Below are 15,566 nucleotides of genomic sequence, written 5' to 3'. Positions count from 1 at the left end.
TATGAACTCGACGCCTGAGAACGCCGCCACCTCGGGGACCGCAGCGGCCGGTGCGCGGCGCTACGACCCGCACGCCAGCTCCCTCGTCGGCACCGCCGAACAGGCGGTGCTCGACGAGCTCTACGCGATCCGCGGCAGCATCGACAACATTGACGCCTCTCTCGTCTACTTGTTGGCCGAACGCTTCAAGTTCACCCAGCGCGTCGGTCGGCTCAAGGCCGAGCATGACCTCCCGCCGTCGGACCCGGGGAGAGAAGCCGCGCAGATCCAGCGACTGCAGACGCTGGCCCGGGAGGCCGACCTGGAGCCGGAGTTCGCGGCCAAGTTCCTCAACTTCATCATCGCCGAGGTCATCCGCCACCATCAGGCGATCGCTGACGAGTCGGAGCCCGAAGCATGACCGTGCTGCTGGGCGGCACGTGGGGTGGCGTCAATGCCGCCGAGGCCGCGCGGGTCACGATCGGCGAGGCCGCGGCCGAGCATTGGCCGGTGCTGCCCGAACTGCCCGAGCGGGGTCCCGGCGCGGACGCGGTCGGACGCACGGCGGCGTTGCTGCCCGAGCTGGCCGTGGACCTGCAGCCCCACGGCTGGCGCATTGCCCCGAGCTCCGCCGGACTCGGCGTCGACCGCCGTCGCGCCGTGTCGTATCTGGCGGAGGACCTGCATCGCTGGGCCGACGTCGCCGGGGCCGAGGGGCTGGCCGTGGACCGTCTGGCCCTGCGCGTGCACGGGCCCCTGAGCCTGCTCGCCGGGCTCTGGCTGCCCGGCGGCGAACGGGTCCTCGTGGACGCCGGGGCCCGACGGGACGTCGTCGACGCGCTCGCCGAGGCCCTCGCGAGCCTGATGCGCCGCGTGCGGGAGCAGACCGAGGCCCGCCATATCGGCCTGGTGCTCGATGAGCCGAGGGCCGCTGCGGCGCAGGCCGGCACCCTGCCGACCGCTTCCGGATACCGGACGGTGCGGGCGCTGCCGCGGGACGAGGCACGCCGCCATTGGTCGCGTGTACTCGAGGCGCTCGACGGGTCGGCCGATTGTGTGTGGCTCAACGCCGAGCCCCGACCGGTCTCCGCTGAGCGTTCTGGGGCGTTCCTGGCGGGCGAGGACGGGGACGCCGTGCGCCGAGCGGCGCGGCGGCTGCGCGAGCTCGCTGTCGAGCTGGTCGACGCAGCGCCGGCGGTCACCGCGTGTCTGCGCCTTGGCCGGGTGGACGGGGAGGCGGCGGCGTCCGTCTGGGGCCTCGCCGCGGCCGCCTCGGAGCGGGGCGCTCCGGAGCGCGCGCCTGTCGCGGTCGGCACGGATCTCGCGCCCGAGACACTGCTGCATGAGGCCGAGCGCGTCGGTGTGGAGCCGGCCCTGCTCGCTCGGTGGGATCTCATCGGGCCGGGGACCCTCGACGGTGAGGCGACGGTGGCCGGACTGCGCGGCGCGGTGGCTCACCGCACGGAGCTGATCGACCGGCTCGCCGAGGTCGGCTGAGCCCGCGGTGGCGGCGCTGGCATGGCCCTGGCCGCGGCGACCCGACGTGCGGGATATCCTGGTGTGACGCACAGCCGTCGGGCGGCGCCGCCCCGGACACGCCGAATCATCCCCGGGCTGTCGTGCCGGCACAGCGTCGCGCCGCAGGGCGCCGAGCACGTGGAGGAGAAGCGCATGAGCAAGGCCACCATCTTGGTCGTCGACGACGACGAGGCCCTCGCCGAGATGATCGGCATCGTCCTGAAGGGTGACGGATTCGAGGTGGCGTTCAGCGCCGACGGCTCCTCCGCGCTGCCCACGTTCCGTTCCGTGCAGCCCGACCTCGTCCTGCTCGATCTCATGCTCCCGGGCATCGACGGCATCGAGGTGTGCAAGCTCATCCGCGAGGAGTCCGACGTGCCAATCGTCATGCTCACGGCGAAGTCGGACACCGCCGACGTCGTGCGCGGCCTCGAATCGGGCGCGGACGACTACGTGCCCAAGCCGTTCAAACCCGCCGAGCTGGTCGCCCGCGTGCGAGCCCGCCTGCGCGAAGGCGACGCCAAGGCCCCGGAGACCCTGAAGATCGGTGGACTGGACATCGACGTCGCCGGTCACCAGGTGCGTCGCGGCTCCGAGCAGATCGCCCTGACCCCGCTCGAATTCGATCTGCTGGTCGCCCTGGCCCGCAAGCCGTGGCAGGTGTTCAGCCGCGAGATGCTGCTCGAGGAGGTCTGGGGCTACCGCCACCAGGCCGATACGCGGCTGGTAAACGTGCACGTCCAGCGCCTGCGCTCGAAGGTCGAGCCCGACCCGGAGAACCCGACCGTCGTGCTCACCGTCCGCGGCGTCGGCTACAAGGCCGGCCAGGGCTGAGCCCTTGGACGAGGAGAACCACGACGAGCGGGACAAGCGCACGCGGCCGGCCACCGGCTCGCTGGCGCTCGTCCCGGACCACCGCCACTCCGAGCGGCCCTCCGGTGCACGGTGGTCGTGGCTGCGCCGGCCCCGCGCCCAGTGGCGCCGCTCGTTGCAGTGGCGCACGGCGTTGCTGGTGGGCGTGCTGTCCCTGGCCGGGTCCGGCCTCGTCGCGGTGTTCTTCACCCAGCAGATCTCCAACGCCCTGGTCAACGCGCGTTTCGAGCAGGTCGAGGCGGACGCCAATCGTGCCCTGAACGATGTGCGTGAGACGTTCTCGTCGGCCGGCGGCGACGAGCAGGCGACCGACATGATGGTCTCGCAGACCCTGCGCTCGCTCGAGGGCGACACAACCGCCCCGGGGCGGCACTTCCTGTTCGTGCCGATGCCGGACACCGAGTCCGCCGACGTCGGCACGGTCTCGTCGCCGCGCATGTCGCCGGGAGTCATCCCCGATGACCTCGAGAGGGCGGTCGCCGAGGGCAACGGGGTCTACTACGCCTCGGTCGGGCTGCCCGACAGGGAAGGGCAGTCGCCGGGCGTCGCCTTCGGCACGCAGATCATCCTGCCGCCGGGGTCCGCCTACGCGCTGTATCTGGTCTACGACCTCTCCGACGTCCAGCAGTCGCTGGGCTCCGTCATGCAGGTTCTGATGCTCTTCGGCGTCGTGTTCGTCCTGCTGAACGTCGTCGTCTCGGCGCTCGTGATGCGCCTGGTCGTCCAGTCGGTGACGCAGGCCTCGCGCGCCGCCGAGACCCTCTCCCGGGGCAACCTCGAGGTCCGCATGCCGGTGCACGGCGAGGACGAGGTCGCTCGCCTCGGAACCTCCTTCAACCGCATGGCCGACCACATCCAGGACCAGATCACCCAGCTGGCCCACCTGTCTCAGATGCAGCAGCGGTTCGTCTCCGACGTCTCGCACGAGCTGCGCACTCCGCTGACGACCGTGCGCATGGCCGCCGACGTCCTCTACGGCTCGCGAGAAGACTTCGGTCCGGTGAACCGGCGATCGACGGAGCTGCTCTACCACCAGGTTGACCGCTTCCAGGCCATGCTCGCCGATCTGCTCGAGATCACCCGCTTCGACGCGGGCGCGGCGCAGCTCGCGCTCGAGGACACCGATCTGTTCGAGCTGTGCACCGACGTGATCCTCACATCGCAGCCGCTCGCCGACCAGGCCGGTGTCGCCGTGTTCGTGGTCCCGCAGGGCGAGGGGTTCTCCGCGGTCGTGGACCCGCGTCGGATCGAGCGCATCGTGCGCAACCTCGTGAACAACGCGATCGAGCATGCCGAGGGGGAGCCGGTCGACGTCGTGCTCGGCGGCGACGAGGAGGTCGTCTCCGTCGCGGTGGTCGACCACGGCATCGGCATGAGCGAGGAGCAGGTCGAGCGGGTCTTCGACCGGTTCTGGCGTGCCGACCCGGCCCGCAACCGCACCACGGGCGGCTCCGGTCTCGGACTGTCGATCGCGACCGAGGACACGCGGATCCACGGCGGCATACTGTCCGCGTGGGGCCGACTGGGGGAGGGCTCCTGCTTCCTGCTGACCCTGCCGCGGAGCCAGCCGGCCGACGGTGCGGCCCACACGCCCGCGACGATGGCCTCCCACGACGCGCTGCCGTTGCCGCCGGACTACGATCTGCACCAGCGGCGCACCGCGCAGGACCCGCAGCGGCCGCTCGGTCCCGTCGCCGTCGAGGGCCTCGACGAGATCGCCCCCGAACCGGGGCGGACCGGGTCGGGGGACTGGGCCATGGACCGGGTTCAGGAGCAGGCGCTCGACGCGACGCCGCTGCGCCCGTCGACGGATGATCCCGAGCAGGAGCCAGGAACATGACAGTGCAGCGTCACGCCCCTGCCCGCCGCGGCCGCGCGCTCGCGGCCGGTCTGTGCCTCGGCCTCGCCCTCACCGGGTGCGTGCAGGTGCCCACGTCCTCGCCGGTGGGCACCTCCGAGCCGACGGCGCGGTCCGGAGACGAGGAACAGGCGCCGCTGTACCGCCCTCCCGCCCCCAGCGAGGGCGCCGACGCGGGCGAGATCGTGCGGGGCTTCCTCGCCGCCGGCGTCGGGCCGCAGGACGACTACGCCGTGGCACGGGAGTACCTCACCGCGCAGGCGCGCCGGTCCTGGGACCCGGGAAAGCGGACGGTGGTGTACTCCGCCCAGCCGACCGTGACGCAGGCCGATGAGAAGGGCCAGTACGTCGTGCAGGTCGAGGTCGATTCGATCGTGGACGAGCACGGAGTCCGCACGGTCATGCCGGCCGGCACCACCGAGGCGTGGCAGGTCGAGGTCACGGAGGTCGACGGCCAGAAGCGCGTGAGCAGCACCGAGGACGGCACCCTGCTCTCGGCGACGCAGTTCACCGCGATCTACGCCCCGCACAACCTGTACTTCTTCGACCAGACCATGACGTATGCAGTGCCGGACGTGCGCTGGTTCATCAATCGCGGCACGACGGCCGGTGCGGTCATGCAGGCCCTGCTCGAGGGCCCCTCGGAGCCGCTGCGCGGCGCGGTGGTCTCCGCGTTCCCGCCCGGCGCGCCGGCCGGACTGACCCGCCCCTCGGTGCCGGTCTCCGCCGGCACGGCCGAGGTCGATCTGACCGGGCAGACGGTCGAGGGCGCGGACCCGGCACGGCTGGCCCGGATGCGCCAGCAGATCGAGCTCACCCTGACCGGCCTCGGCACGGTCGAGGAGGTCGACATCACCATCGAACACGATCCGCTCGGCGTGCAGGGCTCCCGCGAGAGGGCCCCCGAGGTTGAGACGGAGCTGGTGAACGACTCCGTCCAAGTCGGTGTGTCGAAGGACGACAGTTCGCTCATGTTCTTCCAGGGTCTGACCGTGACTCCCGTCGGCGGCCTGCCCGAGGTCTCCGAGCTGGCCCCGGTGGACCCGACGATGAACCGTTCACGCACCGATTTCGCGTTCCTCACCGAGGACCGAGACGAGCTGTACGTCGCGACCACGGAGGGCACGCTTGAACGGACCGTGGAGGGTGAGTCGCTGACCTCGCCGAGCATCGACGGCCTCGACTGGGTCTGGACCGCCGACACGGGGGCGGACTCGCAGGTGCGCGCGGTGCCGCCCGCGGCCAGCGAGAAGAACCAGCCGCGCGTCATCAGCACCCCCTGGCTGGACTCCGGCGAGCAGATCGTGGACCTGCGCGTGGCGCCCGACGGGGCGCGGGCGGCGCTGCTCATCGACGACGGGGAGAAGACCAGGCTCGTCGTGGCGGGCGTGGTGCGCGGCACCGACGGGGTCCCCTCGGCGCTGACCGAGCCGGAGGAACGTCCGACCACGGTCCCCATGACCCAGGTGCGGTGGGTGGACGGCGTCACGCTCGTCGTCGCGGATACCGCCGAGTCGGCGCAGGACGAGGTCGAGCCCGAGGTGGTCTCGCTCGATGGCACCCGTCGGGTGCTGACCCCGCTGCTGGGCATGACGGACATCTCGGTCGGCGGCTCCGGTGGCTTCTACGCCGAGACGAAGGACGGGGTCTCCCTGCTGGTGGGGTCCTCGTGGCGCAGCCAGGACGTGCCGCATCCGATCCGGGACATCTCCTCGCCCGGCTGATCCGGGGCGGCACACATCAGGTGGGCCTCGGCGCCGGTGGCGCCGCTGCTGCACACCGACCGCACCGGGCGCCCGTGTCCCCAGGCGGCGGCCTCCGGCCGGCGCGGCGAGCGCGGACGCGGTGTGCTGGACCCATGTCCTCCAGCACTGACGCCACAGCCGAGGGCGAGACCACCGTTCTGGGTGAGCTGATCGACCTGTTCCTCCCCTCCGACTGCGTCCTGTGCGGACGCCGGGCCCATCGGTGCTGTCCGGACTGCCGGGCCGGCCTCGAGGCGGATCTGGGGCAGGTCCGCCGTGTCGAGGAAGGCGCGCTCGCGCTTCCGCTGGACGCGCGGGGCCGCCCCCTGCCGGTGTTCGCGGCTGGAGACTACACGGCGGACGTCGCCACGGCGTTGCTGGCTTTCAAGGACCACGACGCGCTGCATCTGGCCAGGCCGCTCGGGCGCGGTCTGCGTCGGGCCCTGGTCCACGCGCTGGGGCATGCCGGTGCGCCGCGGACGGAGCCGGTGCTGGTGCCCGTGCCGGACTCGTGGCGAGGGTTCCTCCGGCGCGGGTACGCTCCGTTGCCGGAGCTGCTCGAGGCCGCGGGTCCGCATCCGGCGCCCGTGGCGTTGAGACTCGTGCGTCAGAGCGGCCTGGAGCCGTCGTCGCTGTGGCGGCCAGACCGGTCCCACGCGGGTGCGGGCGCCGTGCAGCGCCGGGCACGACGCCGCGGCTGGCGTCCTGGCCACGCGCTGGCCGCGGGGACTCCGGTGGTCCTGGTGGACGACGTGGTCACGACCGGTGCGACGCTCGCCGCGCTCGCCGAGGTCGTCCGTGGCGCCGGCGGCGTGCCGGTGGCGGCCGCGGTCGTCGCAGGCGTGCCGGCGCCTCGCGGGCGGCGAACAAGTGATGACACGCACATCGACCAGGTCTAGGCTTGGGGCACGGAGCCGGTGTTCCGGCTCCCTCCCGTCAGGCGGTCGAAAGGAGCTGGACTTCCTTCGACCGCCGTTGTGCATCCGGCACGCGGTCGCGGGTCCGGGCACACGGGACCGCTGGCGAGAGCGCAGGAGGTCGAGATGACCGTCGACGTTGATTTCGTGGCCCATGGCGTCAGCCTCAAGGACGCCTTCCGAGAACATGCGCAGCAGCGCGTCGAAAGGCTCGAAAGCCTCGCGGAGGGGCTCGACGAACTTGAGGTCAAGGTCACGAAGGTGTCCCATCACCGTCACTCGGAGAACACCATGCGGGTCGAGGTCACGGCTCGTGGCGCCGGTCGGGTCGTGCGCACCCTCGCGGACGACGACGACAAGCAGGCCGCCTTCGACCGTGCGTTCGGGCGTCTGACGCAGCGGCTGCGTCGCCTGCGGGATCGCCGCAAGGATCGGCGCAGGCAGCGTCCCGTCTCCGAGATCACGGAGCCGGTCCCCGTCGTCGAACCGGGCATGAGTCTGGTCGAACAGGTCCTGGCGGCCCGGCGCGAGGAGCAGCAGCAGGCCGGTGAGCCGGTGCCGGAGGCGCCGTCGTCACCGGTCACGATCCGGCAGAAGTCCTTCCCTGTCGTTGCGATGAGCGTCGCCGAGGCGGTGGATGCGATGGAGCTGGTCGGGCACGACTTCTACCTGTTCCGCGACGAGCGGACGGGACGGGACGCCGTCGTCTACCGCCGACGCGGTTGGGAGTACGGCGTCATCAGTCTTGACGACGAGCCCGCGGCCTCGTGAGCAGCCGGAGGTGTGTGAGGGTGGGCGAACTCCCAGGCGCCCACCCGTAGACTGTCCGGCAGACCACTGGGCCGCCGTGCGGGCGCGGGCCGTCGAGCGCTGCTCGGCGTCCGCGCCCGAGCGCGGGGCATGCGCCACACGACGAGGAGTCAGCTCAAGTGCCTTCGATCATCGACCGCGTCCTGAAGATCTCGGATAACCGGGCCATCAAGCGACTGCAGGGTACGGTGGATGCGATTAACGTCCTCGAAGACGAGTTCCGCGGGCTCAGCGATGCGGAGTTGAAGGCGGAGACCCAGTCCTACAAGGAACGACTGGCCGACGGCGAGACTCTCGACATGCTGCTGCCCGAGGCGTTCGCCGCGGTGCGCGAGGCCGCCGGCCGCACCCTGGGTCAGCGCCACTACGACGTGCAGTTGATGGGCGGTGTCGCTCTGCACCAGGGCAACATCGCGGAGATGAAGACCGGCGAGGGGAAGACCCTCGTCGCGACGGCGCCGGCCTACCTGAACGCGCTGACCGGCAAGGGCGTGCACGTGGTCACCGTGAACGACTTCCTGGCCTCATACCAGGCGGATCTGATGGGGCGGGTCTTCCGCTTCCTGGGCATGGAGACCGGCTGCATCGTCTCCGGCCAGGATCCGGCGACCCGGCGCGAGCAGTACAACGCGGACATCACCTACGGCACGAACAACGAGTTCGGCTTCGACTTCCTGCGCGACAACATGGCGTGGTCGCTGGACGAGCTCGTGCAGCGCGAGCACTACTTCGCGATCGTGGACGAGGTCGACTCGATCCTCATCGACGAGGCACGCACGCCGTTGATCATCTCGGGACCGACGCAGGGCGATGTCACGCGGTGGTACGGGGAGTTCGCCCGCATCGCCCGGCGCCTGACGAAGGACACGGACTATGAGGTCGACGAGAAGAAGCGCACTGTCGGCGTGCTCGAGGAGGGCATCGAGAAGGTTGAGGATCATCTCGGCATCGAGAACCTCTACGAGTCGCAGAACACTCCGCTGATTCAGTTCCTCAACAACGCCGTGAAGGCCAAGGAGCTGTTCAAGCGCGACAAGGACTACGTCGTGCTCAACGGCGAGGTGCAGATCGTCGACGAGCACACCGGTCGTGTTCTCGCGGGGCGCCGCTACAACGAGGGCATGCACCAGGCCATCGAGGCCAAGGAGGGCGTGAAGATCAAGCCTGAGAACCAGACTCTGGCCACGGTCACACTGCAGAACTATTTCCGCCAGTACGACAAGCTCTCCGGCATGACCGGCACCGCAGAGACCGAGGCGGCCGAGTTCACGAACACGTACAAGCTCGGTGTCGTGGTCATCCCGCCGAACCGCCCGAAGCAGCGTGTGGATAAGAACGACCTGGTGTACAAGAACGAGAAGGTCAAGTTCGACGCGGTCGTCGAGGACATCGCCGAGCGACACCAGAAGGGCCAGCCGGTCCTCGTGGGCACGACGTCGGTGGAGAAGTCGGAGTACCTCTCGATGCTGCTGGCCAAGAAGGGCGTGCGTCACGAGGTGCTCAACGCGAAGAACCACGCGCGTGAGGCGGCGATCGTGGCGCAGGCGGGCCGGTACGGCGCCGTGACGGTGGCGACGAACATGGCCGGGCGCGGCACGGACATCATGCTGGGCGGCAACGCCGAGTTCACCGCCGTCGCGCGTATGCAGGAGCTCGGCCTCGACGCGCAGGAGAACCCTGAGGAGTACGAGGCGCGGTGGCCCGAGGTGCTCGAGGCGGCGCAGCAGGCGGTGAAGGAGGAGCACGAGAAGGTGCTCGAGGCCGGCGGTCTGTACGTGGTGGGCACGGAGCGTCACGAGTCCCGGCGCATCGACAACCAGCTGCGGGGCCGCTCTGGGCGTCAGGGCGATCCGGGTGAGTCGCGGTTCTACCTGTCGCTCACCGATGAGCTGATGCGCAACTTCAACCCGGGTGCGGCGGCGCGGATCATGAACTCGACCGCGATCCCGGACGACATGGCGCTCGAGTTCAAGATGGTCTCCTCGGCGATCCAGAACGCTCAAGCACAGGTCGAAGGACGCAACGCCGAGCAGCGCAAGAACGTCCTGAAGTACGACGATGTGATGAACCGGCAGCGTGAGGCGATCTATGCCGACCGCCGTTCGATCCTCGAGGGACAGGACCTGCGGGCCAAGGTGCGCAACTTCGTCGAGGACACGGTTCACGCGCTGGTCGACGCGGCGACCGAGGAGGGACGGTCCACCGAGTGGGATCTCGATGCGTTGTGGGAGAACCTGCGCACGATCTACCCGGTCGGCATCACGGTCGACGAGGTCGTGGACGAGGCCGGCGGACGGGCCCGGCTGACGCCGAGTGTGCTCAAGCGCGAGCTCGCCTCGGATGCGTTGCTGGCCTACGACGACCGCGAGGCGGAGGTCGGCGAGGAGGCTCTGCGTGAGGCGGAGCGCCGGGTCGTCCTGGCCTCGATCGGCTCCAAGTGGCAGGAGCATCTCTACGAGATGGACTACCTCAAGGAGGGGATCGGCCTGCGCGCCATGGCTCAGCGCGAACCGCTCGTCGAGTACCAGCGGGAGGGCTACCGGCTCTACCAGGCGATGATGGCCGCGATCCGTGAAGAGTCCGTGCGCACGCTGTTCACCGCGAACATCTCCGCCGAGCAGACGCCGGTGTCCCTGCCGGGAGTGAAGGACGCCCGCGGTTCCACGATGACGCCTCAGGTCACGGTCGACGGTCTGCAGGCCCCGAGTCGTCCGTCGCAGATGCGTCTGTCGGGCCCGACCGAGGACGGTGCCATCCGCGAACGCAGGCTCGACGAGAAGGAGGACGCCCCGCAGGGCTCACGCCGGGACCGGCGTGCGGCCGAGCGGGCCGCTCGGACGACGTCGACGGCGGGGTCCTCGTCTGCCGCGACAAAGACCCCCGGCAAGGCCGGGAAGAAGAAGTCCGGTGCACGCACGCGGTCCGGTGGGGCGAAGCCATCGCAGGGCAGCGGCACCTAACCCGTCCGGCGGTAGCCGGACGCGCCGGGCGCTCGTCCGCGAGCCGGTGGTGGTCAGCCGATTTCGATCTGCGTGACCTTCCACCGGCTCAGCCGTCGCTCGAGGCGCATGGCGATCGCTCGGGCGCGCTCGTCGCAGGTGATCGTGGCACAGGCCTCCAGCCGGTCCGGGCTCAGGCGATGCACCCGCGCCCCGAGCGGTCGGGGCGACGTGGTGAGCCGGACGGACGCGCCGGTGCGTTCGAGCAGCGCGAGACGGCGGGCCACCTTGTCGTAGACGGGCAAGTCCAACCATGTCGCCAGGTCGCGCAGCGGGCGACGGCCGGCTTCGGCCTCGACACAGGCCAGGGCGATCACCGCGGCCAGGGTCCTGGCAGAGCGCTCCTGCTCGGCTCGCTGCTCCTGCCGGGCCCGGAGGCTCAGCGTCGGTGCCTCCGGTCGCTCGGCGCGTGGCCGACGGCGCGGGGCGCCCGTGGCCCGGGGCAGGGGAGCCGAACGGGCACCGTGGCCCGTCTCAGAGACGGCGTTGAGGGATGTCGGGGCGGCGGTGGCGGTCATCGTGGGCGTCTCCTTGTCGTGATCTGGCCGGAGGCTCGGAGTGTGGGCGAGGTGTACGGGGGCTGAGGGCGTCAGTGTTCTCATCGCAGCGAGTACACCCCCGCTGCGGGGACGTCGGAGTCGAAGGGCGGTGCCTGCAGCACCAGTCCTGCGCGCAGGGCGTGGGGGTCTTCGCCGATGACTGACCGATTGTGGCGGTACCACTGGCGCCAGCGCAGGTCGACCTCGAGCACGGTGGCGTCCGGGCCGAGTTCGGTCGCGGCGATGTCCCACAGACAGTCGCCGGTCGTCACGGTGTGGGACGGGGCGTCGACGGTGATACGGGGCTGACGGGGCGTGAAGGCGGCCGTCGGGGCCTGTCCGTGCGGGATCCAGGCCGCGCTCGGCGGCCCGTCCGTCACGGAGTGCTGTTCTGACTGTGCGCTTGTCGTGGCGGCCGGGTCCCGTGGCGTCGTGATCCCGACCGCATCGACGGGCAGCCGCGTGTCGACGACGTCGGCAGCGGTGGCCCCGGGGGCCAGCACAACCGAGAGCCCGAGCGCCGTTGCCGCCAGACGGCGCAGCGCCGCGGGGGCGAACCGGCCAACGCGCTGCGCGGTGCGAGCATCTCCGCGGCGCAGCGCGCTCGCCCAGACGGCCGTGGCGCTCAGCGCCAGCAGCCACCATGCGGTGAGGCCGGCCGCCGCCACCGTGCAGCTCAGGGCGATGAGCCGCTCGGTCTCCGCGACGGCGGTGGCTCCGGTCTGCGCCCACAGCGAGCCGCCGGCCCACCACAGGATCGGCGTCGCTGTGAACAGCGCAGCGAGCGGGAGTGCTCCCGCGCCTCTGCCACGGTCCTTGCCGTCGTGTGTGTGCGTTGACTGCGGTGACGTTCCGGCGCTGGGTGAGCTCGCGCGGTGAGTCTTCTCGTCAGCCGTCCTCATGGCTGGTCCCCCTGGATCGCGGTTGTGAGCGGAAACGGCCCCCGATGGCTGTTTCCTGGCTTCGATAGCGAGTGTAGACGTGTGTTTGCGCACACTGTCAAGAGTGGGTCGATGATGCTCTTTGATGCGGTTTGACGAACTTTCGTTCGGCGGGGCAGGTTAGGATCTGTCGTCATGAGATGGGATGCGCTGTTCGCGGACCTGGAGGCAGAGTGGGAGGCGGGACGGACCGCGCAACAGCTGGCCGACGCTGCGGAGCTGACGCGCGGCGAATGGGCGCAGCTGAGTCTTGTTGAGCGTCTGCGCGGCGCCATCGGCACGGTTGTACGCGTGCGCGTGCGCGGGGTCTCACCCTTCGAGCTGCGGGTGCAGGCGGTGTCCTCGGACTGGTTCGGTGGTGCGGCGAGCGCCGGATCGGTGGTGGTGTCCCTCGCGCACGTGCTGACGATCGAGGCGCCGCTGAGCGCGGCGGTGGTCGACGCCAGGGCCGGGCGGTCGTTCGTCTCCGTCCTGCGACTGCTGGCGCGGTCGCGGAGCACCGTCGAGGTGGTGGCCGCAGGCGGAGACGAACTGGCCGCGGGGACGATCGACCGCGTGGGGGCCGATCATGTCGACCTGGCTCGGCATGCCAGAGACGAGCCGCGACGTCAGGCGTCGGTGCGGGGCAGGGTAACGATTCCCGTCGCCGCGATCGCGCTCGTCCGGGCGCGCAGCGGGGTGGTGTGACGGCTCAGGCGTCCGTGCGTTGCGCGGCGTCGTGGCGGGCCCACTCTCGGACCTTCTGTGCGGTCGCCTGGTACTGGGCGGCGATGTAGTCGTCCAGCACACGCTCCTCGACTCGCCACTGGCCGCGTCCGCCGACCTGGATGGCTGGCAGCTCGCCTGAGCGCACCAGGGCACGGGACTGTGCGACGGACACGTTGAGCACCTCGGCGACGTCCGTCAGGGTCAGAAAGCGCGGCATGGTGATCCTCTTCCGTGTTTGTTGCGGTTTCATGCACGGTGATATCCAGTGCTGGTCTTGACTCCATTCAATCGTGGATGACACGCGGGACGCGAGCCCGTCCACAGGTGTGATGTGCAACTCCCATCGGCGTGAGATGTGGCATTATTCTCATGCTGGCACCCATGGCGACGTCGACGGGGCGGAGCCGCGTGCCGACGGCCGGAGCGACGCCGGGCTCCGCGCCTGCGACATCTGTGGAGGGAGAATTCGTCGTGTCCGCTTCCGAGAGCACATCCGCACCGCGCCTGCGTCGCCCGCGCTGGCGCGACCCGCGTCTGATCGTCGGGGTCCTGCTTGTGCTGGCATCTATGGCGTCCGTCGTGGCTCTCGTGCAGAACGAGCGCCGCACGGTCGCGTACTGGGCGGCCGCCACGGACATCGCCCCGGGACGAACCGTCGAGGCCGCTGACCTGGTCCCGGTCGAGGTGAACCTCGGTTCTGCGGGAGGCCGCTACCTTGCCGCGTCCGAGCAGGTCCCCGCGGAGTCGACCGTGGTGGCTGCCGTCCGCGCCGGTGAGCTCGTGCCGGCAGAGGCGGTGGTGCGTGAAGACCCGAAGAGCCGCCGTCACGTCGGCCTCACGGTGGGAGAGCCCCTGCCCTCGGGTATCGGCGTCGGCGACCGGGTGGACGTCTGGGTGGCCCAGCCGCAGGAGTCAGGCCAGGGCCATGAGCGGCCGGAGCTGACGGCCAAGGCGGTCGAGATCGCTGAGGTGTCGACACAGTCTGGTCCCTTCGCCGGGGCCGACCTGGTGCGCGTGCAGGTTCTCATCGGTCCGGAGGAGCTGCCTGAGATCCTGGCCGGAAAGGTCGCCGACGCCCGGATCACGGTGCTGCCGTCGGTCGGAGGGAAGTGAATCGTGCGCGTCGCCGTCGCCGCACTCGTCGCCCCGCATCACGACGTCATCGGCCCGCTCGAACGGGCGCAGGCAGAGGTAACCATCCTCCGACGGGTCGAGGACCTCGCGGAGCTGCTCGCGGTGGCCCGGACCGGCTCCGTGGACGTCCTCCTGGCGTCCGCTGAGGTCGAGGAGATCACCCGTGCGCTGATCGACGAGGTCGATTCCCTCGACCGGCCCGTCGGCCTGGTGGTCCAGAGCGAGGTGCCTGCTGAGCGAGGACGGCTGCGTCGGCTCGGTGTGCCCGCGCTGCGCCTCGACGCCGACCCGTTGGAGCTCGCCGCCGCTCTCACGCAGGCCGCTCGCGACGCAGCGCTCGAGACGAAGCGCACCCCGCTGCCGGACGCGGAGGGAGAACCGGAACTGCCGGCACGTCTCGACGTCGACGCGGACGAGCCTCGGCCGCTGGACCCGGGCGAGTCCGGTGCGAGCGGTCCTGCCGCGGCATTGCGGCTGGACGATACCGCGTCGGCCGCCGAAGCACCGTCCGGTATGTCCGCCGAGGTTGTCGAAGAGGGCGAACCGGAGGACAGCGCCGCCACCCTCGCTGGCGCGGCGGCGTCCCCGGTCGTGGTGGCCGTGTGGGGTCCCACGGGAGCGCCGGGGCGCACGACTGTGGCGGTGAACCTCGCCGCCGAGTACGCGCTTCTGGGTCATCGGACCGTGCTCGTCGACGCCGACACCTACGGCCCGTCCGTGGCTGCGTGTCTCGGGCTTCTCGATGACGCGGCGGGACTGGCGCAAGCCGCACGTGCCGCTGACCGCGGAGACCTCGATGAGCGCCGACTGGCCGACTGTGCGGCCCGGATCCGGGTCGCCGGGGCGGAGCTGTCCGTTCTGACGGGGCTGAGCCGACCAGATCGCTGGCCTGAGCTGCGTTCCTCCGCCGTGGCGCACGTTCTGCAGGCCGCTCGCGGCCACTGGGACCGCGTGGTGGTCGACGTCGGTTTCTGCCTCGAGGAGGACGAGGAGCTCTCCTTTGACATTCCCGCCCCGCAGCGCAATGCGGCGACGCTCGCGGCGCTGCGCGCGGCGGACCGGATCCTGGCGGTGGGCGGCGGGTGCGCCGTGTCGCTGCCGCGACTGATGCGGACGATCCCGGCCCTGGTCGACACGGTGGGCGGCACGACGCAGGTGCAGGTCGTGGTGAACCGGGTGCGTTCGTCGACGGCGGGTCTGGCACCCCAGTCGCAGATCCAGGCGGCGTGGCGACGCTTCGTCGACACCGACGCCCGGCTGTCCTTCCTGCCGGACGACCCGGCGGCGGTGGACCAGGCGTTGCTCAACGGCCAGGTCCTCGCCGAGTCCGCGCCGAGGTCGTCGTTGCGCCGGGCGCTGGCGGGGCTCGCGGCCGACTCCGGGGCGCCCCAGACGGACGGCGCCGCGGCACGGACGCGCGCGGCGCGTACCCGGCGTCCCGCCGTGGGGTTGCCCGCGTCGGTGGCCCGCCTCGTGCGTCGGCGTTCCCGGGTGTCACCCAGGGCCTGACCGGGACGGGAGCGCCCTGAGGCGTCACCGGCGGAG

General features: G+C 71.0%; 14 protein-coding genes. 11 read left to right on the top strand and 3 right to left on the bottom strand.

The window, feature by feature from the left end:
* Position 1: 1 nt before the first annotated feature.
* From HDA30_RS05270 to secA, 8 genes are all read left to right on the top strand, one after another.
* Entirely contained in the window at positions 2-400 is a 399-nt protein-coding gene (locus HDA30_RS05270) for a chorismate mutase (protein ID WP_184241288.1), read from the top strand.
* Positions 397-1,476: a uroporphyrinogen decarboxylase/cobalamine-independent methonine synthase family protein gene (locus HDA30_RS05265; protein ID WP_184241287.1), complete on the top strand. Its 1,080-nt coding sequence runs from the start codon at positions 397-399 to the stop codon at positions 1,474-1,476. The genes HDA30_RS05270 and HDA30_RS05265 overlap by 4 nt, the downstream gene beginning before the upstream one ends.
* A 174-nt stretch (positions 1,477-1,650) precedes the next feature.
* Positions 1,651-2,331, top strand: a complete 681-nt coding sequence (gene mtrA / locus HDA30_RS05260) for an MtrAB system response regulator MtrA (protein ID WP_158496751.1) — start codon at positions 1,651-1,653, stop codon at positions 2,329-2,331.
* 4 nt (positions 2,332-2,335) lie between these two features.
* The gene (gene mtrB, locus HDA30_RS05255) at positions 2,336-4,210 is read left to right on the top strand and encodes an MtrAB system histidine kinase MtrB (RefSeq protein WP_246418706.1); all 1,875 of its coding nucleotides are present in this window, start codon (positions 2,336-2,338) and stop codon (positions 4,208-4,210) included.
* Positions 4,207-5,952, top strand: a complete 1,746-nt coding sequence (locus tag HDA30_RS05250; RefSeq protein ID WP_184241286.1) for an LpqB family beta-propeller domain-containing protein — start codon at positions 4,207-4,209, stop codon at positions 5,950-5,952. Before mtrB ends, HDA30_RS05250 begins: the two co-directional genes overlap by 4 nt.
* A 134-nt stretch (positions 5,953-6,086) precedes the next feature.
* Positions 6,087-6,872, top strand: coding sequence for a ComF family protein (locus HDA30_RS05245; RefSeq protein ID WP_184241285.1), 786 nt, complete (start codon positions 6,087-6,089; stop codon positions 6,870-6,872).
* 144 nt (positions 6,873-7,016) lie between these two features.
* Positions 7,017-7,661 carry a ribosome hibernation-promoting factor, HPF/YfiA family gene (gene hpf / locus HDA30_RS05240; RefSeq protein WP_158496755.1) on the top strand — a complete coding sequence of 215 codons (645 nt, stop codon included), beginning with the start codon at positions 7,017-7,019 and terminating at the stop codon, positions 7,659-7,661.
* 158 nt (positions 7,662-7,819) lie between these two features.
* Positions 7,820-10,660, top strand: a complete 2,841-nt coding sequence (secA, locus tag HDA30_RS05235; RefSeq protein ID WP_184241284.1) for a preprotein translocase subunit SecA — start codon at positions 7,820-7,822, stop codon at positions 10,658-10,660.
* Between the two features lie 53 nt (positions 10,661-10,713).
* On the opposite strand, the gene HDA30_RS05230 is transcribed toward secA, so the two are convergent.
* Positions 10,714-11,217, bottom strand: coding sequence for an Rv3235 family protein (locus HDA30_RS05230; RefSeq protein WP_184241283.1), 504 nt, complete (start codon positions 11,215-11,217; stop codon positions 10,714-10,716).
* Positions 11,218-11,297: 80 nt separating this feature from the next.
* Positions 11,298-12,140 carry a LysM peptidoglycan-binding domain-containing protein gene (locus tag HDA30_RS05225; protein ID WP_184241282.1) on the bottom strand — a complete coding sequence of 281 codons (843 nt, stop codon included), beginning with the start codon at positions 12,138-12,140 and terminating at the stop codon, positions 11,298-11,300.
* 174 nt (positions 12,141-12,314) lie between these two features.
* Here HDA30_RS05225 and HDA30_RS05220 point away from each other — a divergent pair, with 174 nt between their 5' ends.
* Positions 12,315-12,866, top strand: coding sequence for a hypothetical protein (locus HDA30_RS05220; protein ID WP_158496759.1), 552 nt, complete (start codon positions 12,315-12,317; stop codon positions 12,864-12,866).
* Positions 12,867-12,870: 4 nt separating this feature from the next.
* Here HDA30_RS05220 and HDA30_RS05215 read toward each other — a convergent pair whose 3' ends face one another.
* Positions 12,871-13,104, bottom strand: coding sequence for a helix-turn-helix domain-containing protein (locus tag HDA30_RS05215; protein ID WP_184241281.1), 234 nt, complete (start codon positions 13,102-13,104; stop codon positions 12,871-12,873).
* 254 nt (positions 13,105-13,358) lie between these two features.
* On the opposite strand from HDA30_RS05215, the gene HDA30_RS05210 reads away from it, so the two are divergent.
* Positions 13,359-14,000, top strand: coding sequence for a CpaB family protein (locus HDA30_RS05210; protein ID WP_184241280.1), 642 nt, complete (start codon positions 13,359-13,361; stop codon positions 13,998-14,000).
* Between the two features lie 3 nt (positions 14,001-14,003).
* The gene (locus HDA30_RS05205; protein WP_184241279.1) at positions 14,004-15,530 is read left to right on the top strand and encodes a nucleotide-binding protein; all 1,527 of its coding nucleotides are present in this window, start codon (positions 14,004-14,006) and stop codon (positions 15,528-15,530) included.
* The last annotated feature ends 36 nt before the right edge of the window (positions 15,531-15,566 follow it).

This window comes from Micrococcus cohnii (assembly GCF_014205175.1).
Taxonomy (GTDB): domain Bacteria; phylum Actinomycetota; class Actinomycetes; order Actinomycetales; family Micrococcaceae; genus Micrococcus; species Micrococcus cohnii.
Note: the sequence above shows the minus strand (reverse complement) of the source record. Positions and strands in the feature narration are given on the sequence as shown.